Genomic DNA, 15790 nt, shown 5'->3' with positions numbered 1-15790 from the left:
CCCCCTCCTTGGACGGTCCCCAGGGTTGACTCGCCTAGGGCTTGTCCAACCGCTGGGCTGTGGTAGAGATCCCCGCTGGGGATCGGCTGCGGACTGGGTTGGAGTCGGTTCCTCGGTGGCCACCCCAAAACGCGTGCAGTGAGATCGGACGCGGGAGCCATCGGAGAGGGCGGCTGCGGAGGGCTTTCAGCGACTCCTTCCACGCGACTCAGTGGAATTTAATGGTGGCGCATAGACTGCGCATGGCCAATACGTGCCCGCCCAGGGCTGTGAATATGCCGCAGCCTCATCGCCGGGGCGCAAGTCCTTTACGCGAGTGCTCTCAGGAGGGTAGCAATGTCGCGATGTACCAGTGATTGCCTGCGGGATCCATGACACCGCCGCTCCTCTCTCCATAGTGCATGTCTGTGGGCTCATAGAGTGAGGTGCCGCCCGCTGCGATTGCCTTCAGATAGGCGGCGTCAGTATCTTGGACGTAGAGGTGGAGTCCCGCCGCCATCGGCTTCCATTGGGGATTACCGTCAGCAAGTTCGATGTGGGAGTCGCCGATCTGAAATCCTGCGTGCCGCACCTTCCCAGCATCGTCATGGACCAGAATCTTCTCCTTGGCGTCGAACGCCTCGACGAGGAACTGGATAAGACGGGCGGCGTCAGGTGCGATCAGATAGGGGGTGATGGCCGAAAAACCTTCGGGACGGTAGGGTGTGCTCATGTTTCGAACTTACCCGGTAGCACCCCTGGCGTATTGGAGAAAATTTACCCTTGGGTGCTGTCAGTGAGCACTACGTGATTGGGGTGCTCTGTGCGGAGCGTCCGATACTGGGTGGGAGAGAGACCGCTGAATTTCTGAAAGTCCCGGATAAGATGGGACTGGTCAGAGTAGCCCGCATCGAAGGCGAGTTCGCACCAGTCCACCTGGCTCCGGGCATGCACCTGCTTGAGCGTGCGTTGAAAGCGCTGGATGCGACTGTAGAGCTTGGGTGTGATGCCCACCTGACGGGTGAAGAGCTCAATAAACCGCCGCTGGCTGAGGCGGACCTGCTCTGCCAGCTGCCGCACGCTGGCTGTAGCGGGGCGATGCTGAATCTCCTGCAGCGCCATCTGCACGGAGGCGTGCATTTCCCGTAGCCTTCCCCGGGCGATCACTTTGATCAGGGCGCGTTCCAGCGCATTCACACGGCTCCAGGCATCGGGTAATCCCGCCAACTGCTCCCCCCAAAGCTGGGCCTGATGCCCCCACACATCGCCAGCACTGAGATGGGTGTCACTGATCTCAGCGACTGCCAACCCTGGCAGAACATATGCACCACCGGGCTTGAAGGCCACTCCCATGATCTGGGTCTGCTGGCTTGCATCGATGACCGAGAAAGATCCCTGCACGCCGGAGAGCAGAGGGCCACGGTAGTGCTCAATCTGGCGGACATCTTTCGGATCATGAATGCGCAGGGCTTCATCATTCAGATTGATGATCAGGTCCACCCTTCCCGTGGGCATCAACTTCTCCAACGAAAAAGGCAGGTGGGCGCACTCGTGGTGCCAGATCAGCTCCACCCACTGGGAGAGGGGCGGGCGCGGAGTATGGCAGACGAGCTTCATGACGCGGCTGAGACAGGTGCCAGAAGGGACGGCCTGCCCCGTGAGAATGCAAGAGCAGAGGTTCCCGAATTGCCCCCCGACCGCAGAACCGGGGAGGAACGTATCGCCTGTGTGAACGCGATGTCCCAGCCCGGCGAGTCAGACAAGGGATGGCCCTCGTTTGAGCCGGTCAAGTGGGTGGCGTCGGCGGTGCCTCCACGCGGCTCGGCCGCCCGTCAGGAGTTGCTGCAGGAGGGGCTGGAGATCGTGCCCAGAAGCTTTGGGGAGTCGCACATCTATTGCCGTCGGGAGTTTCAGCGGGGGCGGATCGTCCCTCGCGGCACATCCTAGAGGCAGACCTCTTTTTCCTAGCCGGGATGGCGTGCAACGATTCGCCCGCACGCAGAGTCAAATAGGACATGCAAAGGTACAGGACAGAGTGCCAGATGCCGCGACGTTTCTGATTGCTGTGATTCAGCGTCTGCATCTTTGTCCATGAAGTTCATCCCGCCCATCCTCCTGCTCCTGCTGGTCACCGCCAACGCGCAAGGCGAGGGAAAGGTGAAGTTCAACCGGGACATTCGTCCCATCATGTCGGACACGTGCTTCCACTGTCATGGACCTGATAAGAGCTCCCGCAAAGGGGGCCTGCGGCTGGATATCCGTGAAGAGGCGCTCAAGCCGGGGAAAAGCGGAGCCCTTCCCATCCTGCCTGGCGAGCCGGACAAGAGTGAAATCATCAAGCGAATCTTCACCACTGATCATGACGACCTCATGCCGCCAGAGGAGGCTCACAAGGAGCTGACCCCCGAGCAAAAGGCGATCTTCAAGCAATGGGTGGCCGAGGGCGCGGTTTACGAAGCACACTGGGCCTACACCCCGCTGGTGCGGCCTCCCGTGCCCGGGGCAGATGCCCAACCTGCCGGGGAGAAGGCTGTTGATGCCTTCATTCAAGCCGGGCTGTCTGCCAGGCAGATCCAACCCTCTGCGGAGGCGGACCGGCGCACGCTGTTGCGCAGGTTGAGTCTGGACCTGACGGGGCTGCCGCCGACCCCGGAGGAACTGGAGGCCTTCGTGAAGGACGCAGCTCCTGATGCCTACGCCCGGGAGGTGGAGCGGCTGCTCAGATCGCCTCACTATGGCGAGCGCATGGCCGTATGGTGGCTGGATGTGGCCAGATTCACCGACACGGTGGGCTATCACGGTGACCAGAATCAACGGATCTTCCCGTATCGGGACTATGTCATCGACGCGTTCAACCAAAACAAGCGCTTTGACCAGTTCACCATCGAGCAGCTGGCAGGAGATCTGTTGCCGGAGCCGACGAAGGAGCAGTTGGTGGCGACCGGCTTCAACCGATTGAACATGGTGACTCGTGAGGGGGGTGCCCAGCCCAAGGAGTACCTGAGCAAATACGGCGCAGAACGTGTGAGAACAGTCGGCGGTGCCTGGATGGGGGCCACGCTGGGGTGCAGTGAGTGCCATGACCACAAGTTCGATCCCTTTACAGCAAAGGACTTCTACGCCATGCAGGCCTTTTTTGCGGACGTGAAGCAGTGGGGCGTTTATTCGGACTATGGTTATTCCCCCAATCCCGAGCTCAAAGGCTGGAACAATGAGTATCCCTTTCCTCCTGAGATTGAGGTCACAAGCCCCTATCTGAAGCAGCGCAGCGAATCGCTGAGGAAGCGCATGCTGGCGCTCGCAGCCGGGGAGCTGAAACAAACAGCCGTCCAGCAGGCATTTCAGACCTGGCGGACGGCGGCAGCGAAGTTCCTGAATGAACACAACGACGGCTGGCTGGCTGCCCAACCCATCGTGAGTGTCACCGCCGCTCCAGTGGGGAAAAAGCCTGCGGCTAGCCCTGCTGAGCCGAAGAAAACAGTGCCGGCACCGCTGGTGGATGCGGAGGGATGGATCACTGCCAGTTCAAAAGCAGCAGACAACTCCCGCATTGAACTAAGCCCGGGGGCCATGAGCGTGGCGGCGGTGCGGGTGCAACTGCGCCCCCATGGGGCAGGGGGCTCCATCTTGCGAAATGGGGGTGAGGGGAGCACGATGGTCAAGGTGTCTGTCGCAGTGAAAAGGCAGGGCACCGAGAAAGAGCAAGGCCTGGTGGTCGCTTATGCGGACGCCGATTTCCAAGATCCCCGCTACAGCAGCACCGTGCAGGTCTTGAACCTCAAGGACGGCTGGAAGACGGCCTCCCTCCGATGGAACGCCCCACAGCAGTCCGTGTGGCAGCTTGAGAGACCCGTGTCTCTCAAGGAAGGGGACACGTTGGTGGTGAAGCTGGATGCCAACAGTGCAGCCAGTTGCCGGGTGCAGGTTTCGCCCTTCGCCCCTGTGAAACCCAATACCCCGGGAGCGTTGGCATCAATGAAGGATGACCTCGCGTCGCCGGATATCCCGGCCCGGCTGGCCGAAACCTTTTTGCGTTCCGCTCCCATTGAGCCGGTTGCCGCGATGGCAGAGTATCGCCAGTTTTTCAGCCAATGGCTGGAGTGTCGTGAGGGCAAAACGTGGACGATGGTCACTCAAGCCATGCCACCCTTGACGGTGAAAGTGCTGCCGCGCGGAAACTGGATGGATGAGACTGGGGAGGTGACCCTGCCCGCGGTGCCGGAATTTCTACCTGCCTCTTTCCGGGCGGGCGCAGGGCAGCCCCGCGCGACACGGCTTGACCTGGCCAGGTGGCTCTGTTCACAGGACAATCCACTCACGCCCCGGGCCTTCGCAAACCGCCTTTGGAAGCAGTTCTTTGGCAACGGTCTCTCGATCGTTGTGGACGACCTGGGTGCCCAAGGGGAGCCTCCCAGCCATCCTGAACTGCTCGATTGGCTCGCCTCAGAGTTCCGTGACAGCGGCTGGAACGTGAAACACCTCATACGCCTGATGGTGCTCTCCCACACCTACCGCCAGAGCTCCAGTCTGCGTCCAGAGTTAAAGGACATCGATCCCAACAACCGCTTGCTGGCTTCTCAGAATCCGCGCCGTCTTGATGCGGAGTTCGTGCGTGACAATGCGCTCTTCATCGCGGGTCGCCTGAATCTTGAGCTGGGCGGTCCCAGCGTGAAGCCCTATCAGCCGGAGGGGTACTATGAGAACCTCCAGTTCCCAGACCGGAAGTATGTGGCAGAAACGGATGATCGCCAATGGCGTCGAGGTGTGTACATGCACTGGCAGCGTACGTTCCTGCACCCGATGCTGGCCAACTTCGATGCGCCCATGCGCGACGAGTGCACAGCCAACCGCACCCTGTCGAATACCCCGCAACAGGCGCTGACCTTGTTGAACGATCCCACCTTCGTCGAAGCCGCCCGGGTGTTTGCGGAGCGCCTGCTGAAGCTGGGTGTTGCGGGTGATGACGCCCGGCTCAATGCCGCGATGGAACTGGCTGCCGGCAGACCGCTCAATGCACCCGAACGGTCTTCGTTGACTTATTTCCTTAATTCACAACGGGAGCAGTTCGAGGCTGCTCCGGAAGATGCGGCGAAAGTGGTGAAGGCGGGGATTTCGCCTGCGGTCGCGGAATTGGATCCCGTAGAGTTGGCCGCGTGGACTTCGGTCGCGCGTGTGGTGCTGAATCTCCAAGAGACTATTACTCGGTATTGATCTTGCCACGATGACCGCAGAGTATTCAATGCTCAATTCCCTTGATGTACTGAGCCGCCTAAAGGCGGAACTCCAACCCTGCTGTTGGAACGGAGAGGGTTGGAGTTCCGCCTTTAGGCGGCTGGAGCTCTTTCTCCATGACGTGCCCCTGCCAACACAGTTTGGCGTTTGAATTTTTGATATTTCCCCCCCATGTCCTCGCCATCCTATCACCCTGCGCCTCTTCTCCAGCGTCGCGCCTTTCTTCAGCAGTCCGCGTATGGACTGGGCGGCATGGCACTCGCTGGCTTGTTGGAGCAATCTTATGCGGGCTCGTCATCAGAACGCTGGCGCGGAGCGGTGCTCAAGCCGCACACGCCCGTCAAGGCTCGTCGCGTCATCCATCTCTGCATGGCGGGAGGTCCTTCGCATCTGGAGACATTTGATTGGAAGCCGGTTCTGAAGGATCTGGATGGCAAGCCATTTCCTGAATCCTTCACCAAAGGGCAGCAACTCGCCCAGCTCCAAGGGGCGGAACTGAAGGCGAGGGGAGCGTTCTGCAACTTCACCAAACACGGACAGACGGGCAATGAGATCTCGGATCTCTTTCCCCACATGGCTGGAGTGGCGGATGAGTTGTGCATCATCCGTTCCATGCAGACGGAGCAGATCAATCATGACACGGCGCATGCGTTCATGAACAGCGGCTCCATCATCAAGGGGCGGCCGAGCATGGGCTCGTGGCTGCTGTATGGTTTGGGCTGCGAGACCGAGGAGCTCCCAGGGTTCGTGGTCTTGACCTCTGCAGGGAAGTCCGGGCAGCAGCCCATCTCCGCCCGCCAATGGTCCAGCGGCTTTCTTGCGAGCAAATTTCAAGGCATCCTGTTTAATTCCAAGGGGAATGCGGTCCACTATCTGGGGAGTCCGGAAGGTGTCTGCCAGAGCACCCAGCGGCAGGTGGTGGAAGAGATCCAGCGCATGAACGGACTGCTGGGAGAGCAGCGGGTGGACCCGGAGATTCAGACCCGCATTGCGCAGTATGAGATGGCCTTTCGCATGCAGACCTCCGTGCCTGAACTCACGGATATGAAAAGCGAGGCGCAGGAGGTGCTGGACATGTACGGGATCAAGGAACCAGGGGATGGTTCATTTGCGAGCAACTGCCTGCTGGCGCGCCGCATGGCTGAGCGGGGTGTGCGGATGATCCAGCTCTACCACCGCGCGTGGGATCATCATGGCGGCATAGTGGACGGCATGAAGAGCGCGGCCAAAGATGTGGATCAGGCCAGCGCAGCCTTGATCAAGGATCTCAAACAACGCGGACTATTGGACGACACGCTCGTCTTGTGGGGTGGAGAGTTCGGCCGCACGCCCATGGGGCAGGGGTCGGGTCGTGACCATCACATTCTTGCGTTCAGCGTCGCCATGGCGGGCGGCGGAGTGAGGCCGGGCACTTATGGTGCGACGGATGAGCTTGGCTACCGGGCTGTGGAGAACGTCGTGCCCGTGCACGATCTCCATGCCACGATGTTACACCAACTGGGCATTGATCACAAACGGATGACCGTGAAGTTCCAAGGGCTTGACATGCGCCTGACAGGGGTCGCTGGGAGTGTGGTCAAAGGCATCGTGTTGTAGCCCAGGAAGACATGAAAACCAAGATCACATGTCCTAACTGAGCAGTGCCGTGCCATTGACACCTGTTACTGACGCCATGCAGAGAACGGTCATACTCGTGAAAAAGTTGCTGCTCCAGATCCTGCCACTGATGGTTGGAGCTGGCGTTATAACGGCGGCTCCGGCGAAAGTGCAGTTCAATCGTGACATCCGTCCGCTGCTTAGTGAGAACTGCTTCTACTGCCACGGACCCGATTCCGCCACGCGTGAGGCTGGGCTGAGGCTGGACAAGAGGGAAGACGCGCTCAAAGAGGGAGCCATCATCCCAGGAGATGCTTCGAAGGGGACGCTCATGGAGCGTATCTTCACGCATGATGCCGACGACGCCATGCCTCCGCCCAAAAGTAACCGCCATCTGAGCGACGCGGATCGCGCCCTGTTGAAGCGTTGGATTGAGGAGGGCGCAGAATACGAAGCGCACTGGTCCTTCGTGCCGATCAAGGGTGAACAGTTGTCCAAGCTTGGCCAAAGTGGTGCCTCCGCCATTGATGCGGTGGTGACAGATGGTCTTGCGGGCAGGAATCTGCAACTGCAGCCAGAAGCACCCCGTGAAACACTGATCCGCAGGGTGAGCTTTGACCTTACAGGTTTGCCGCCGAGTTCGGCGGATGTGGAGGCATTCGTGAAGGACCCGGCACCGGATGCCTATGAACGGCTGGTGGATCGACTGCTACAGTCTCCTCACTATGGGGAGCGCATGGCAGTGGACTGGCTGGACGTCGCGCGCTATGCGGACAGCTATGGCTTCCAGGTGGATCGGGAGCGGGAGGTCTGGCCGTGGCGGGACTGGGTGATCAAGTCGTACAATGAAAACCTGCCCTTTGATCAATTTGTCACCTGGCAGATAGCCGGAGACTTGCTGCCCCAGGCGACTGACGAACAGATTCTGGCCACCGCCTTCAACCGCCTGCATCAGCAGGAGTCAGAAGGTGGCAGTGTGGAAGAGGAGTACCGGGTGGAGTACGTCGCGGACCGCATTCAAACCTTCTCCACCGCGTTCCTGGGCCTCACGATGGAGTGCGCCCGCTGTCACGATCACAAGTACGATCCCATCACCCACAAGGACTATTACTCACTGTTTGCTTTCTTCCAGAACATTGATGAAGCAGGGCTGTACTCCTTCTTTACCCCGTCGCAGCCCACACCCACCTTGGCGCTGGTAAACGGCTCGACCAAGGAGCGCTTGAATGCAGCTCAGCGCAAAGTGGGTGGACTAAAGGAAGAGGGGGCTCATCTGGCATCAAGCCTGGAAAATGGGTTCCAGAACTGGTGGCAGTTCCAGGCGGGCACTGTGCCCGTCAAAGGAGAAGCGGCGCGCTATGACCTCGACAGTCTGGAAGGGGACAAATCTCCCAACGCCCTGGATGAAAAGATGCCGGCTGTGGTTAAAGGAGCCAATGCGCTGACTGACGGACGTCATGGGAAGGCGCTCAGGTTCACCGGAGACGATTCCATGGATCTGGGTCTGGGGAACTACAACCGACACGAGCCATTTAGCATTTCTCTGTGGTTGAGGACACCAGACCGCAAAGAGCGGGCGGTGGTGCTGCATCGTTCCAAGGCTTCCACCGATGCTGCAAGCCGGGGGTATGAACTGCTGATCGAAGAAGGGCGGCTCAAGTGGTCTCTCATTCATTTCTGGCCTGGAAATGCTGCCTCTGTGCGGTCTAAGTCGGAGGTGCCCCTGGAGCAATGGACACATGTGACCGTGACCAACGACGGCTCCAGTACGGCGGCGGGTCTCAAGCTCTATGTCAACGGCAAGCTTGCCGAGGTGGAAGTGATTCGCGACGCGTTGACAAAGGGCATCACGGGGGGCGGTCACGACAACATCTCGCTCGGGGAACGCTTCCGTGATCGCGGCTTCAAGGGTGGGGCGGTCGATGAGGTCCGGATTTTCAACCGCCAGGTGACGGCCTTGGAAGCGCTGTCCATCTTCGATCCGGAGACTCCCAGGAAGGAACTTCAGAATGAGACGCTCTGGCGGGAGTATTTTCTTGCGACCGCGGATGATGCCTGGAGCCAGCATCTGGCTGCGTTACAGGCGGCGCGGGCCGAGTTCTACGATCTGCAAGATGGGACCAAGGAGATCATGGTGATGAAGGAGCTCCCTGAGCCGAAGAAGGCTTACGTCCTTTTCCGGGGAGAATACACCCAGCGTCGGGACGAAGTCACTGCCAACACGCCCGAAGCCCTGCCTCCGATTCCCGCAGGTCTGCCCAAGAACCGCCTGGGTTTGGCCCGGTGGCTGACCAGTCGGGAAAATCCACTGCTGGCGAGAGTTACCGTGAACCGCTTGTGGCAGGGGCTGTTCGGCCGGGGGCTCGTGAAGACCTCTGAGGATTTCGGGAGCCAGGGCGAGCGCCCGTTGTACCCTGAACTGCTGGACGGTCTGTCATGGCATTTTATGCAGACAGGGTGGGATGTGAAAGATCTGATGAAGACGATAGTCATGTCCCGCACCTACCGTCAGCGGAGCATCGGCAGCCTGGAGGTCATGACGGACGATCCAGACAACCAGTGGCTGGCACGCGGACCTCGCTTCCGGCTGCCAGCGGAGATGATTCGTGACAACGCCTTGTTTACGAGCGGCCTGCTTGCTCCACAGGTGGGCGGTCCCCCGGTGAATCCCTACGAAATGGAAGAGGCTTTCAAGCCCGTTAAACCCTCAGCAGGGCAGGGGGTGTATCGTCGCAGTCTGTACACCACATGGCGTCGCACCAGTCCGCCACCCGCCATGATTGCCTTCGATGCCCCGCGTCGGGCGGTATGTTCCGCCAAACGTGAGAGGACCGATTCTCCGCTGCAAGCCCTTATTCTGCTGAACGGTACGCAGTATGTGGAAGCCGCCCGGATGTTGGGAGCTAAGTTGTACAGAGAGCAGGGCGGAAGCGTCGAGGGGATGGTGGAGGCCGGCTTCATGAGCTGCCTGGGGCGCAAGCCCGATGCCCGGGAGCGGGAGATCTGCGCGCGACTCTACCGGGAGGAGCTGGACGAATACCGGAAACAACCTGAACTGGCGGCTCAACTCCTGGTTGCTGGCGCTGCGGCAAAAGACACCTCTATTCCCGATCCGGAGGCGGCTGCCGCCACGGTCCTGGCGCAAATGCTCCTGAACCATGACGTGTGCGTGGTGAAGCGATAAGACTCTGTAACTGCCATGATCCCGACCCTCGATATGCCTCCCACAGGATTGCCCACGCGACGGCAGTTCCTCAATCGCTTTGGCATGGGGCTGGGCGGGGTGGCGCTTGCTGAGATGCTCGCGACCCAGCAGAGTGCGTCGGGGGCCATGGCAGAGACGGGTGGGGTGTTGGGTGCCCCTCACCTGGCCCCCAAGGCGAAGCGGATCATCTATCTCTTCATGTCCGGTGGGCCGTCCCAGCTGGATCTGCTGGACTACAAACCTCTGCTAAATCAACGGCACGGCGAACAGTTGCCAGACTCAGTGCGCGGAGGACAGCGTCTGACCGGCATGTCTGGCAATCAGTCGTCCATTCCCCTGGTGGGTTCGCCGTTCACGTTCCAGCAGCATGGTCCGTCCGGCACCTGGATGAGTGAGCTCCTCCCGCACACGGCCAGCATCGCTGGAGACATTTGCGTGGTTCGATCCCTCTACACGGAAGCGATCAACCACGGCCCGGGCGTGACCTTCCTCCAGACGGGTTCACAGATTGCCGGCCGTCCCAGCATGGGTGCGTGGCTGAGCTATGGTCTTGGGCAGGACAATGCGAATCTGCCCTCGTTTGTGGTGCTGATCACGAAGGGGAAGGGCGGGCAGCCTCTAGGCGCGCACCTCTGGGGCAGCGGTTTCCTGCCGACCAAACATCAGGGGGTGCTCTTCCGTGCAGCCGAAGATCCTGTGCTGTATCTGAACAATCCTGCAGGCATCACGGACGCGGGCCGCAGGCGCATGCTGGACCGCTTGATGGAGCTTCACGAACACCAGCTCGAGCTGACGCCGGACGTAGAGATTCAGAACCGGATCTCCCACTATGAAATGGCTTACCGGATGCAGTCGAGCATTCCCGAGGTCACCGACACCTCCGGTGAACCCAAGCATGTGCTGGATTCCTACGGGCCCGATGTGAAGACGCCAGGCACCTTCGCTGCAAACTGTCTGCAAGCACGTCGCCTGGCGGAGAAAGGCGTGCGCTTCATCCAGCTCTACCACCAGGACTGGGACCACCACGGTGGCTTGCCTGGCGCGTTGCCCAAGCTGTGCCAGGAGACCGACCAGCCCGCGGCTGCGCTGGTGAAGGATCTCAAGCAACGCGGTCTGCTGGATGACACCCTCGTGGTATGGGGCGGAGAGTTTGGCCGCACCAACTACTGTCAGGGGAAGATACAGCCCAACTTTGGCCGCGATCACCATCCCCGCTGCTTCAGCGTCTGGATGGCCGGTGCAGGCGTCAATGCTGGCACCACCTATGGCGAGACGTGCGAGTTCGGGTACAACGTGGTCAAAGACGGTGTGCACATCCACGACTTCCACGCGTCACTTCTGCATCTGCTCGGCATCGATCACGAAAAGCTGACCTACAAGTTCCAAGGTCGTCGCTACCGGCTGACCGATGTGCACGGGCACTTGGTCAAAGGGATGATGGCGTAGAGCGGTTTTCAGTATTTCCCTGGAGCCTTCCAAGGGTCACCGTGCCTGGCTGAAAACTTCACTGAGGATCATCGACTCCTTCATCCCCCTGCGACAAGTCTTCCTTGCGGTGCAGCGGCGCAGGATCTGATTTATCCACGTCGGCAAGTTCGTCATTCTCTCGAGCAACATTGCTCTTCTGAAGTTTCTCGTGTTTGCCTTCGGCGTCGCTATTCACGAAGCCTTGTGAGGAGGGTGGGGTGACTTTCATGGTGGTGCGGTTTAGTGGGAGATCGTCTCTCCCTGGCGCTTTGGCGGTAGGGGGGGCTCCGGGACTCACCCCGGGATGCCCCTAAAAATGGCACGGGTGATGCTTCTTTTGGGAAGGCTAGACCTCCGTACAAGATGCCCAAACCGCCTCAACCTCAACTGACTGCCAAGGCCTCAGCGCTGGCCGTGCTCAGTCTGGGGTTGGCTTTGACGGTCTGGGTGAGTGGACTGCTCTGGAAGGGGAATCATCGGGCCTGGGAGGAGGAGGTGCGGAGACTTGGCCAGGATCGGGCAGAGCTGCTCCGGGGTCAGGTGCTGCGCTCCATGGAGGTGCTGCACGCCATGGTGGCCCTGTATGTGGCCAGGGGTGGGGAGGTGACACGCACCGAGTTCCGGGACTTTGTGAATGAGGCGCTGGCCCGGCAGCCGGAGCTGCAGGCTCTGGCATGGGATCCCCGTGTGGCAGGTGGTGATCGGGAGGCCTGGGAGGCCCGAGCTCGACGTGAGGGCTTCCCCAACTTCCATTTCACCGAGGAAAAATCCGAAGGACACATGGGCCCGGCCCAGCTTAGGGACGAGTACTTTCCGGTATTCTATCTGGAGAGCCTGCAACGCAACGCTCAGGCACTGGGTTTCGATGTGGGGTCCGAACCCACCCGCCGGTCGGCACTGGAGCAGGCGCGGGACACCGGCACCGCGACTGCTACGGCCCCCATCCGCCTCGCACAGGAGACGGGATCTCAGCGGGGTTTTCTCGTCTTTGAGCCCCTCTACCGCGGGCAGGCGTCCACGGTGGAAGAGCGGCGCCTGCTGCTCCAGGGGTTTGCCACTGCGGTGTTCCGCATCGGGGACATGGTGGAGATGTCTTTGCGACATGCCAGCAAGCGGGAGATCCTCCTGACCGTGCGGGATCTTGCGGACGGCCAGTTGATCCATCGGCAGGAAGGAACGCGTCTGAAGGGGGCACCGATATGGGAAACGACCTTGGATGTGGCCGGGCGCCGCTGGGCCCTGCTTTTTGAACCCGCTCCAGGCTTCTCCCGCTTTCGCACCGATGGCATGCCGTGGGTGGCTCTGGGCGCGGGCAGTCTTATTTCCTTCTTGCTGGCTGGGCACCTGTGGTCATTGGCCCGCCGTGCAGCGGAGATTCGGGAGTCGAATGCCGTCCTGCTCAACGAGGTGGCGATCCGGAAGGCGGCCGAGGCGGCGGCTGAGGCGGCCAACCAGGCGAAGTCTGAGTTCCTGGCCAACATGAGCCACGAGATCCGCACGCCCATGAACGCCATTCTGGGCTACTCCCAGATCCTTGCACGTGAACCCACCTTGCACCCTTTCCATCGTGACGCGGTGGCCACTATCCTGCACAGTGGAGATCATCTGCTTCACCTGATCAACGAGATTCTGGATCTCTCGAAGATCGACGCCGGCCGCATGGAGCTCTCGCTCTCCGAGTTTGATCTCACCGCCACCCTCCGGGATCTGGAGGGCATGTTCCAGCAGCGGTGCGAGGAGAAACAACTGGGCCTGCGTCTGGAGCTGCCTGTGCCAGACCATCCCATCATGGTGAGAGGGGATGAGGGCAAGTTGCGCCAGGTCTTGATCAATCTGCTGGCCAATGCGGTGAAGTTCACGGCTCGGGGGCGGGTGACGCTCCGGGTTCTGCCGGGGGATGCGGACGTTTGGCGCTTTGAGGTGGAGGACACCGGCACCGGCATCAGCGAGGAGCTGCAGGAAAGGATCTTTGAGCCGTTCCAGCAGGGCGGCCCGACCACCATTCCCGGAGGTACAGGGTTGGGGCTCGCCATCGCCCGCAAGCAGATGGAGATCATGGGCGGCAGCCTCAATGTCCGTTCAGAAGTGGGGCGGGGATCCTGTTTCAGTGCGACGCTGGCCTTGCCTCAGACGGCGGCGGCAAGGTCTGGCAATGGTCGGACCACAGTGCCGCGAGTCCTGCATCTGGCCGCAGGCTACAAGCTGCGGGCCCTGGTGGTCGATGACATCGCTGAGAATCGCGAGGTGCTGGCGACGCTGCTGACACTGGTGGGTTGCGAGGTAGTCCTGGCCGAGAACGGGCGTCAGGCCATCGAAGTCGTGCGCGTCTCGAGGCCGCAGATCGTTTTCATGGATATGCGCATGCCCGAGCTGGACGGCATCGAAGCCACCCGACGACTGGTCGAGGAGTTTGGCAGCATGGGGCTCAAGATCGTGGCGACATCCGCCTCCGCCCTGGCTCATGAGCGGGAGGCTTATCTCAAAACGGGGTGCGATGACTTCGTGGCCAAGCCGTTTCGCGCTGAGCGCATCTACGGGTGCATCGAGACACTGCTGGATGTGAAGTTCGAGTACGAGCCTTTGCCAGAGGGGCCCGCCAGCGGGGAGGAGTCGGTGGATCTTCGACAAGTATCCCTGCCCGAAGAGCTCGCCACCCGTCTCACCATGGCCGCAGAGCTGCACAGCGCCACCGTGCTCAAGGGATGCCTCGTCGAACTGGAACAACTGGGCCCTGCCGGAGAACGGCTGGCACAGCACCTTCGGGGGTTCCTGGCCAGCTATGACATGAAGACCATCCAACGCATTGTGGCGCAAATCCCCGTCACCTGATCGAACTCACCTGCATGATCCGTCAACGTATTCTCATCGCCGACGACACCCCGGCGAGCCTCAGTCTCATCAGCAATGTCCTCGAACCCAGGGGGTACGAGATTCTCGCGGTCTCCAATGGGAGGGATGCGCTACAGCTTGCTCCCAAGGCCAAGCCGGATCTCATTCTGCTGGATGTGATGATGCCAGGTCAGGATGGGTTCATGGTATGTCGCGAGCTCAAGGCGGCGGACGAGACGCGCAACATTCCCGTGATTTTTGTCACCAGCCGCAATGAGATCGAAAGTGTGGTCCGCGGCTTTCAAGTGGGGGCGGTGGACTATATTTACAAGCCATTTCAGGCGCAGGAGGTGGTCACCCGCGTGGCGACGCATCTGAAGCTCAGCCTGCTCACCCGTGAGCTCCAGCAGCGCAATGACGAGCTGGAGCAGGAAATCCTGAAACGTCGCGAGGCGGAGCAGGCGCGGGACAAGGCTGCACAGCGCCTTTCCAGTCTGGCGACACGTGAAGCCCAGCGTTGGGGACTTGGCGGCTTCGTGGGCGAGAGCCCGCACCTGAGGCGTATTTTGGAAGACATCAATCGCCTCCAACAGTTCGGAAAAACCAGCGTGCTGATCACTGGAGAGAGTGGGACGGGCAAGGAGCTTGTGGCCCGGGCTGTGCACCATCACAGCCCCCGTGCAGATGGGCCCTTCGTTGCCGTGAACTGTGTGGCTGTGCCGGGAGAACTGGCGGAGTCACTCTTCTTTGGCCACCTGAAGGGCAGTTTCACAGGAGCCACTAACGATCGCAAAGGGTACTTCGAGCTGGCTGATGGAGGGACGTTGTTCCTTGATGAAATAGGTGACATGCCAGCCACGCTCCAGGCCAAGCTCTTGCGCGTACTGGAGGACGGGCAGGTGACCCCAGTGGGCGGCACCAAGCCGCGCAAAGTGGACGTACGGGTGGTGAGTGCCACCAACGCGAACCTGCAGGACAAGATAGCCTCCGGCGACTTCCGTCAGGACTTGTACTTCCGGTTGGCCCGCTACTCGGTGCATACGCCACCCCTCCGGGAGCGCTCTGAGGATTTGTCATTGCTGTCGTCCCACTTCCTGAGCCTGTTCGCTGGGGAGATGGGCATGACGGCGCCCTCTCTCAGCCGGGAGGCGCTTGCGGTATTGGGAAATTACGCCTTCCCCGGAAACGTGCGCGAGTTGAAAAACGTCATCGAGCGGGCTCTTATCCTCAGCGGTGGAGAGACGATCAGGAAGGAGCATCTGCAGCTGCTGGAACCGTCTGGTGACCGGCCCGCACCCCACCGCCCGGCCGTCAACATCTCGACCTCGGAAGGGATCCCGTTCAACCTCGAAGAGGCCGAACAGGTCCTGATTCAACGAGCCCTGGAGCAGACAGGCGGCAATGTTGCCGAAGCGGCACGGTTGCTGGACGTAAACCGCAGCCGTATCTACCGCCGCTTCCCGCATCTGGCCAAAGGGTAGG

10 protein-coding genes are annotated in these 15790 nt (G+C 60.7%); 7 read left to right on the top strand and 3 right to left on the bottom strand.

Annotation, left to right across the window (positions count from 1 at the left end; genetic code table 11):
• Positions 1-322: 322 nt before the first annotated feature.
• Together VSP_RS16765 and VSP_RS16760 are read right to left on the bottom strand one after the other, a co-directional pair.
• Complete coding sequence (locus VSP_RS16765) at positions 323-712, bottom strand: VOC family protein (protein ID WP_009962111.1); 390 nt, start codon at positions 710-712, stop codon at positions 323-325.
• Positions 713-756: 44 nt separating this feature from the next.
• On the bottom strand, positions 757-1596 hold the full coding sequence (locus VSP_RS16760; RefSeq protein WP_009962110.1) for a helix-turn-helix domain-containing protein: 840 nt from the start codon (positions 1594-1596) through the stop codon (positions 757-759).
• A 120-nt stretch (positions 1597-1716) separates the two neighbouring features.
• Between VSP_RS16760 and VSP_RS43080 the strand changes: the two genes are divergently transcribed.
• The 5 genes from VSP_RS43080 (at position 1717) to VSP_RS16735 (ending at position 11458) form a co-directional block, all read left to right on the top strand.
• Positions 1717-1926, top strand: coding sequence for a hypothetical protein (locus tag VSP_RS43080; protein WP_009962109.1), 210 nt, complete (start codon positions 1717-1719; stop codon positions 1924-1926).
• Positions 1927-2070: 144 nt separating this feature from the next.
• Positions 2071-5190 (top strand): PSD1 and planctomycete cytochrome C domain-containing protein, encoded by a 3120-nt coding sequence (locus tag VSP_RS16750; RefSeq protein WP_009962108.1) that lies wholly within the window; start codon positions 2071-2073, stop codon positions 5188-5190.
• 192 nt (positions 5191-5382) lie between these two features.
• Positions 5383-6807: a DUF1501 domain-containing protein gene (locus VSP_RS16745; RefSeq protein WP_009962106.1), complete on the top strand. Its 1425-nt coding sequence runs from the start codon at positions 5383-5385 to the stop codon at positions 6805-6807.
• A 76-nt stretch (positions 6808-6883) separates the two neighbouring features.
• Positions 6884-9991: a DUF1553 domain-containing protein gene (locus VSP_RS16740; RefSeq protein ID WP_009962105.1), complete on the top strand. Its 3108-nt coding sequence runs from the start codon at positions 6884-6886 to the stop codon at positions 9989-9991.
• Positions 9992-10006: 15 nt separating this feature from the next.
• Positions 10007-11458: a DUF1501 domain-containing protein gene (locus tag VSP_RS16735; RefSeq protein ID WP_232289488.1), complete on the top strand. Its 1452-nt coding sequence runs from the start codon at positions 10007-10009 to the stop codon at positions 11456-11458.
• 58 nt (positions 11459-11516) lie between these two features.
• Here VSP_RS16735 and VSP_RS16730 read toward each other — a convergent pair whose 3' ends face one another.
• Positions 11517-11708, bottom strand: coding sequence for a hypothetical protein (locus tag VSP_RS16730; RefSeq protein ID WP_009962103.1), 192 nt, complete (start codon positions 11706-11708; stop codon positions 11517-11519).
• A 134-nt stretch (positions 11709-11842) separates the two neighbouring features.
• On the opposite strand from VSP_RS16730, the gene VSP_RS39585 reads away from it, so the two are divergent.
• The gene (locus tag VSP_RS39585; protein WP_009962102.1) at positions 11843-14308 is read left to right on the top strand and encodes a CHASE domain-containing protein; all 2466 of its coding nucleotides are present in this window, start codon (positions 11843-11845) and stop codon (positions 14306-14308) included.
• Positions 14309-14322: 14 nt separating this feature from the next.
• Positions 14323-15789: a sigma-54-dependent transcriptional regulator gene (locus tag VSP_RS16720; protein WP_009962100.1), complete on the top strand. Its 1467-nt coding sequence runs from the start codon at positions 14323-14325 to the stop codon at positions 15787-15789.
• Position 15790 lies beyond the last annotated feature (1 nt).

This window comes from Verrucomicrobium spinosum DSM 4136 = JCM 18804, assembly GCF_000172155.1.
Lineage (GTDB): Bacteria > Verrucomicrobiota > Verrucomicrobiia > Verrucomicrobiales > Verrucomicrobiaceae > Verrucomicrobium > Verrucomicrobium spinosum.
This window is presented reverse-complemented; position numbering and strand designations above follow the sequence as displayed.

Coding starts and splice junctions, on each gene's coding strand:
- VSP_RS39585 (WP_009962102.1), top strand. CDS start 11,843: ATGCCCAAACCGCCTCAACCTCAACTGACTGCCAAGGCCTCAGCGCTG.
- VSP_RS16750 (WP_009962108.1), top strand. CDS start 2,071: ATGAAGTTCATCCCGCCCATCCTCCTGCTCCTGCTGGTCACCGCCAAC.
- VSP_RS16720 (WP_009962100.1), top strand. CDS start 14,323: ATGATCCGTCAACGTATTCTCATCGCCGACGACACCCCGGCGAGCCTC.
- VSP_RS16765 (WP_009962111.1), bottom strand. CDS start 712: ATGAGCACACCCTACCGTCCCGAAGGTTTTTCGGCCATCACCCCCTAT.
- VSP_RS16730 (WP_009962103.1), bottom strand. CDS start 11,708: ATGAAAGTCACCCCACCCTCCTCACAAGGCTTCGTGAATAGCGACGCC.
- VSP_RS16745 (WP_009962106.1), top strand. CDS start 5,383: ATGTCCTCGCCATCCTATCACCCTGCGCCTCTTCTCCAGCGTCGCGCC.
- VSP_RS16735 (WP_232289488.1), top strand. CDS start 10,007: ATGATCCCGACCCTCGATATGCCTCCCACAGGATTGCCCACGCGACGG.
- VSP_RS16760 (WP_009962110.1), bottom strand. CDS start 1,596: ATGAAGCTCGTCTGCCATACTCCGCGCCCGCCCCTCTCCCAGTGGGTG.
- VSP_RS43080 (WP_009962109.1), top strand. CDS start 1,717: ATGTCCCAGCCCGGCGAGTCAGACAAGGGATGGCCCTCGTTTGAGCCG.
- VSP_RS16740 (WP_009962105.1), top strand. CDS start 6,884: ATGCAGAGAACGGTCATACTCGTGAAAAAGTTGCTGCTCCAGATCCTG.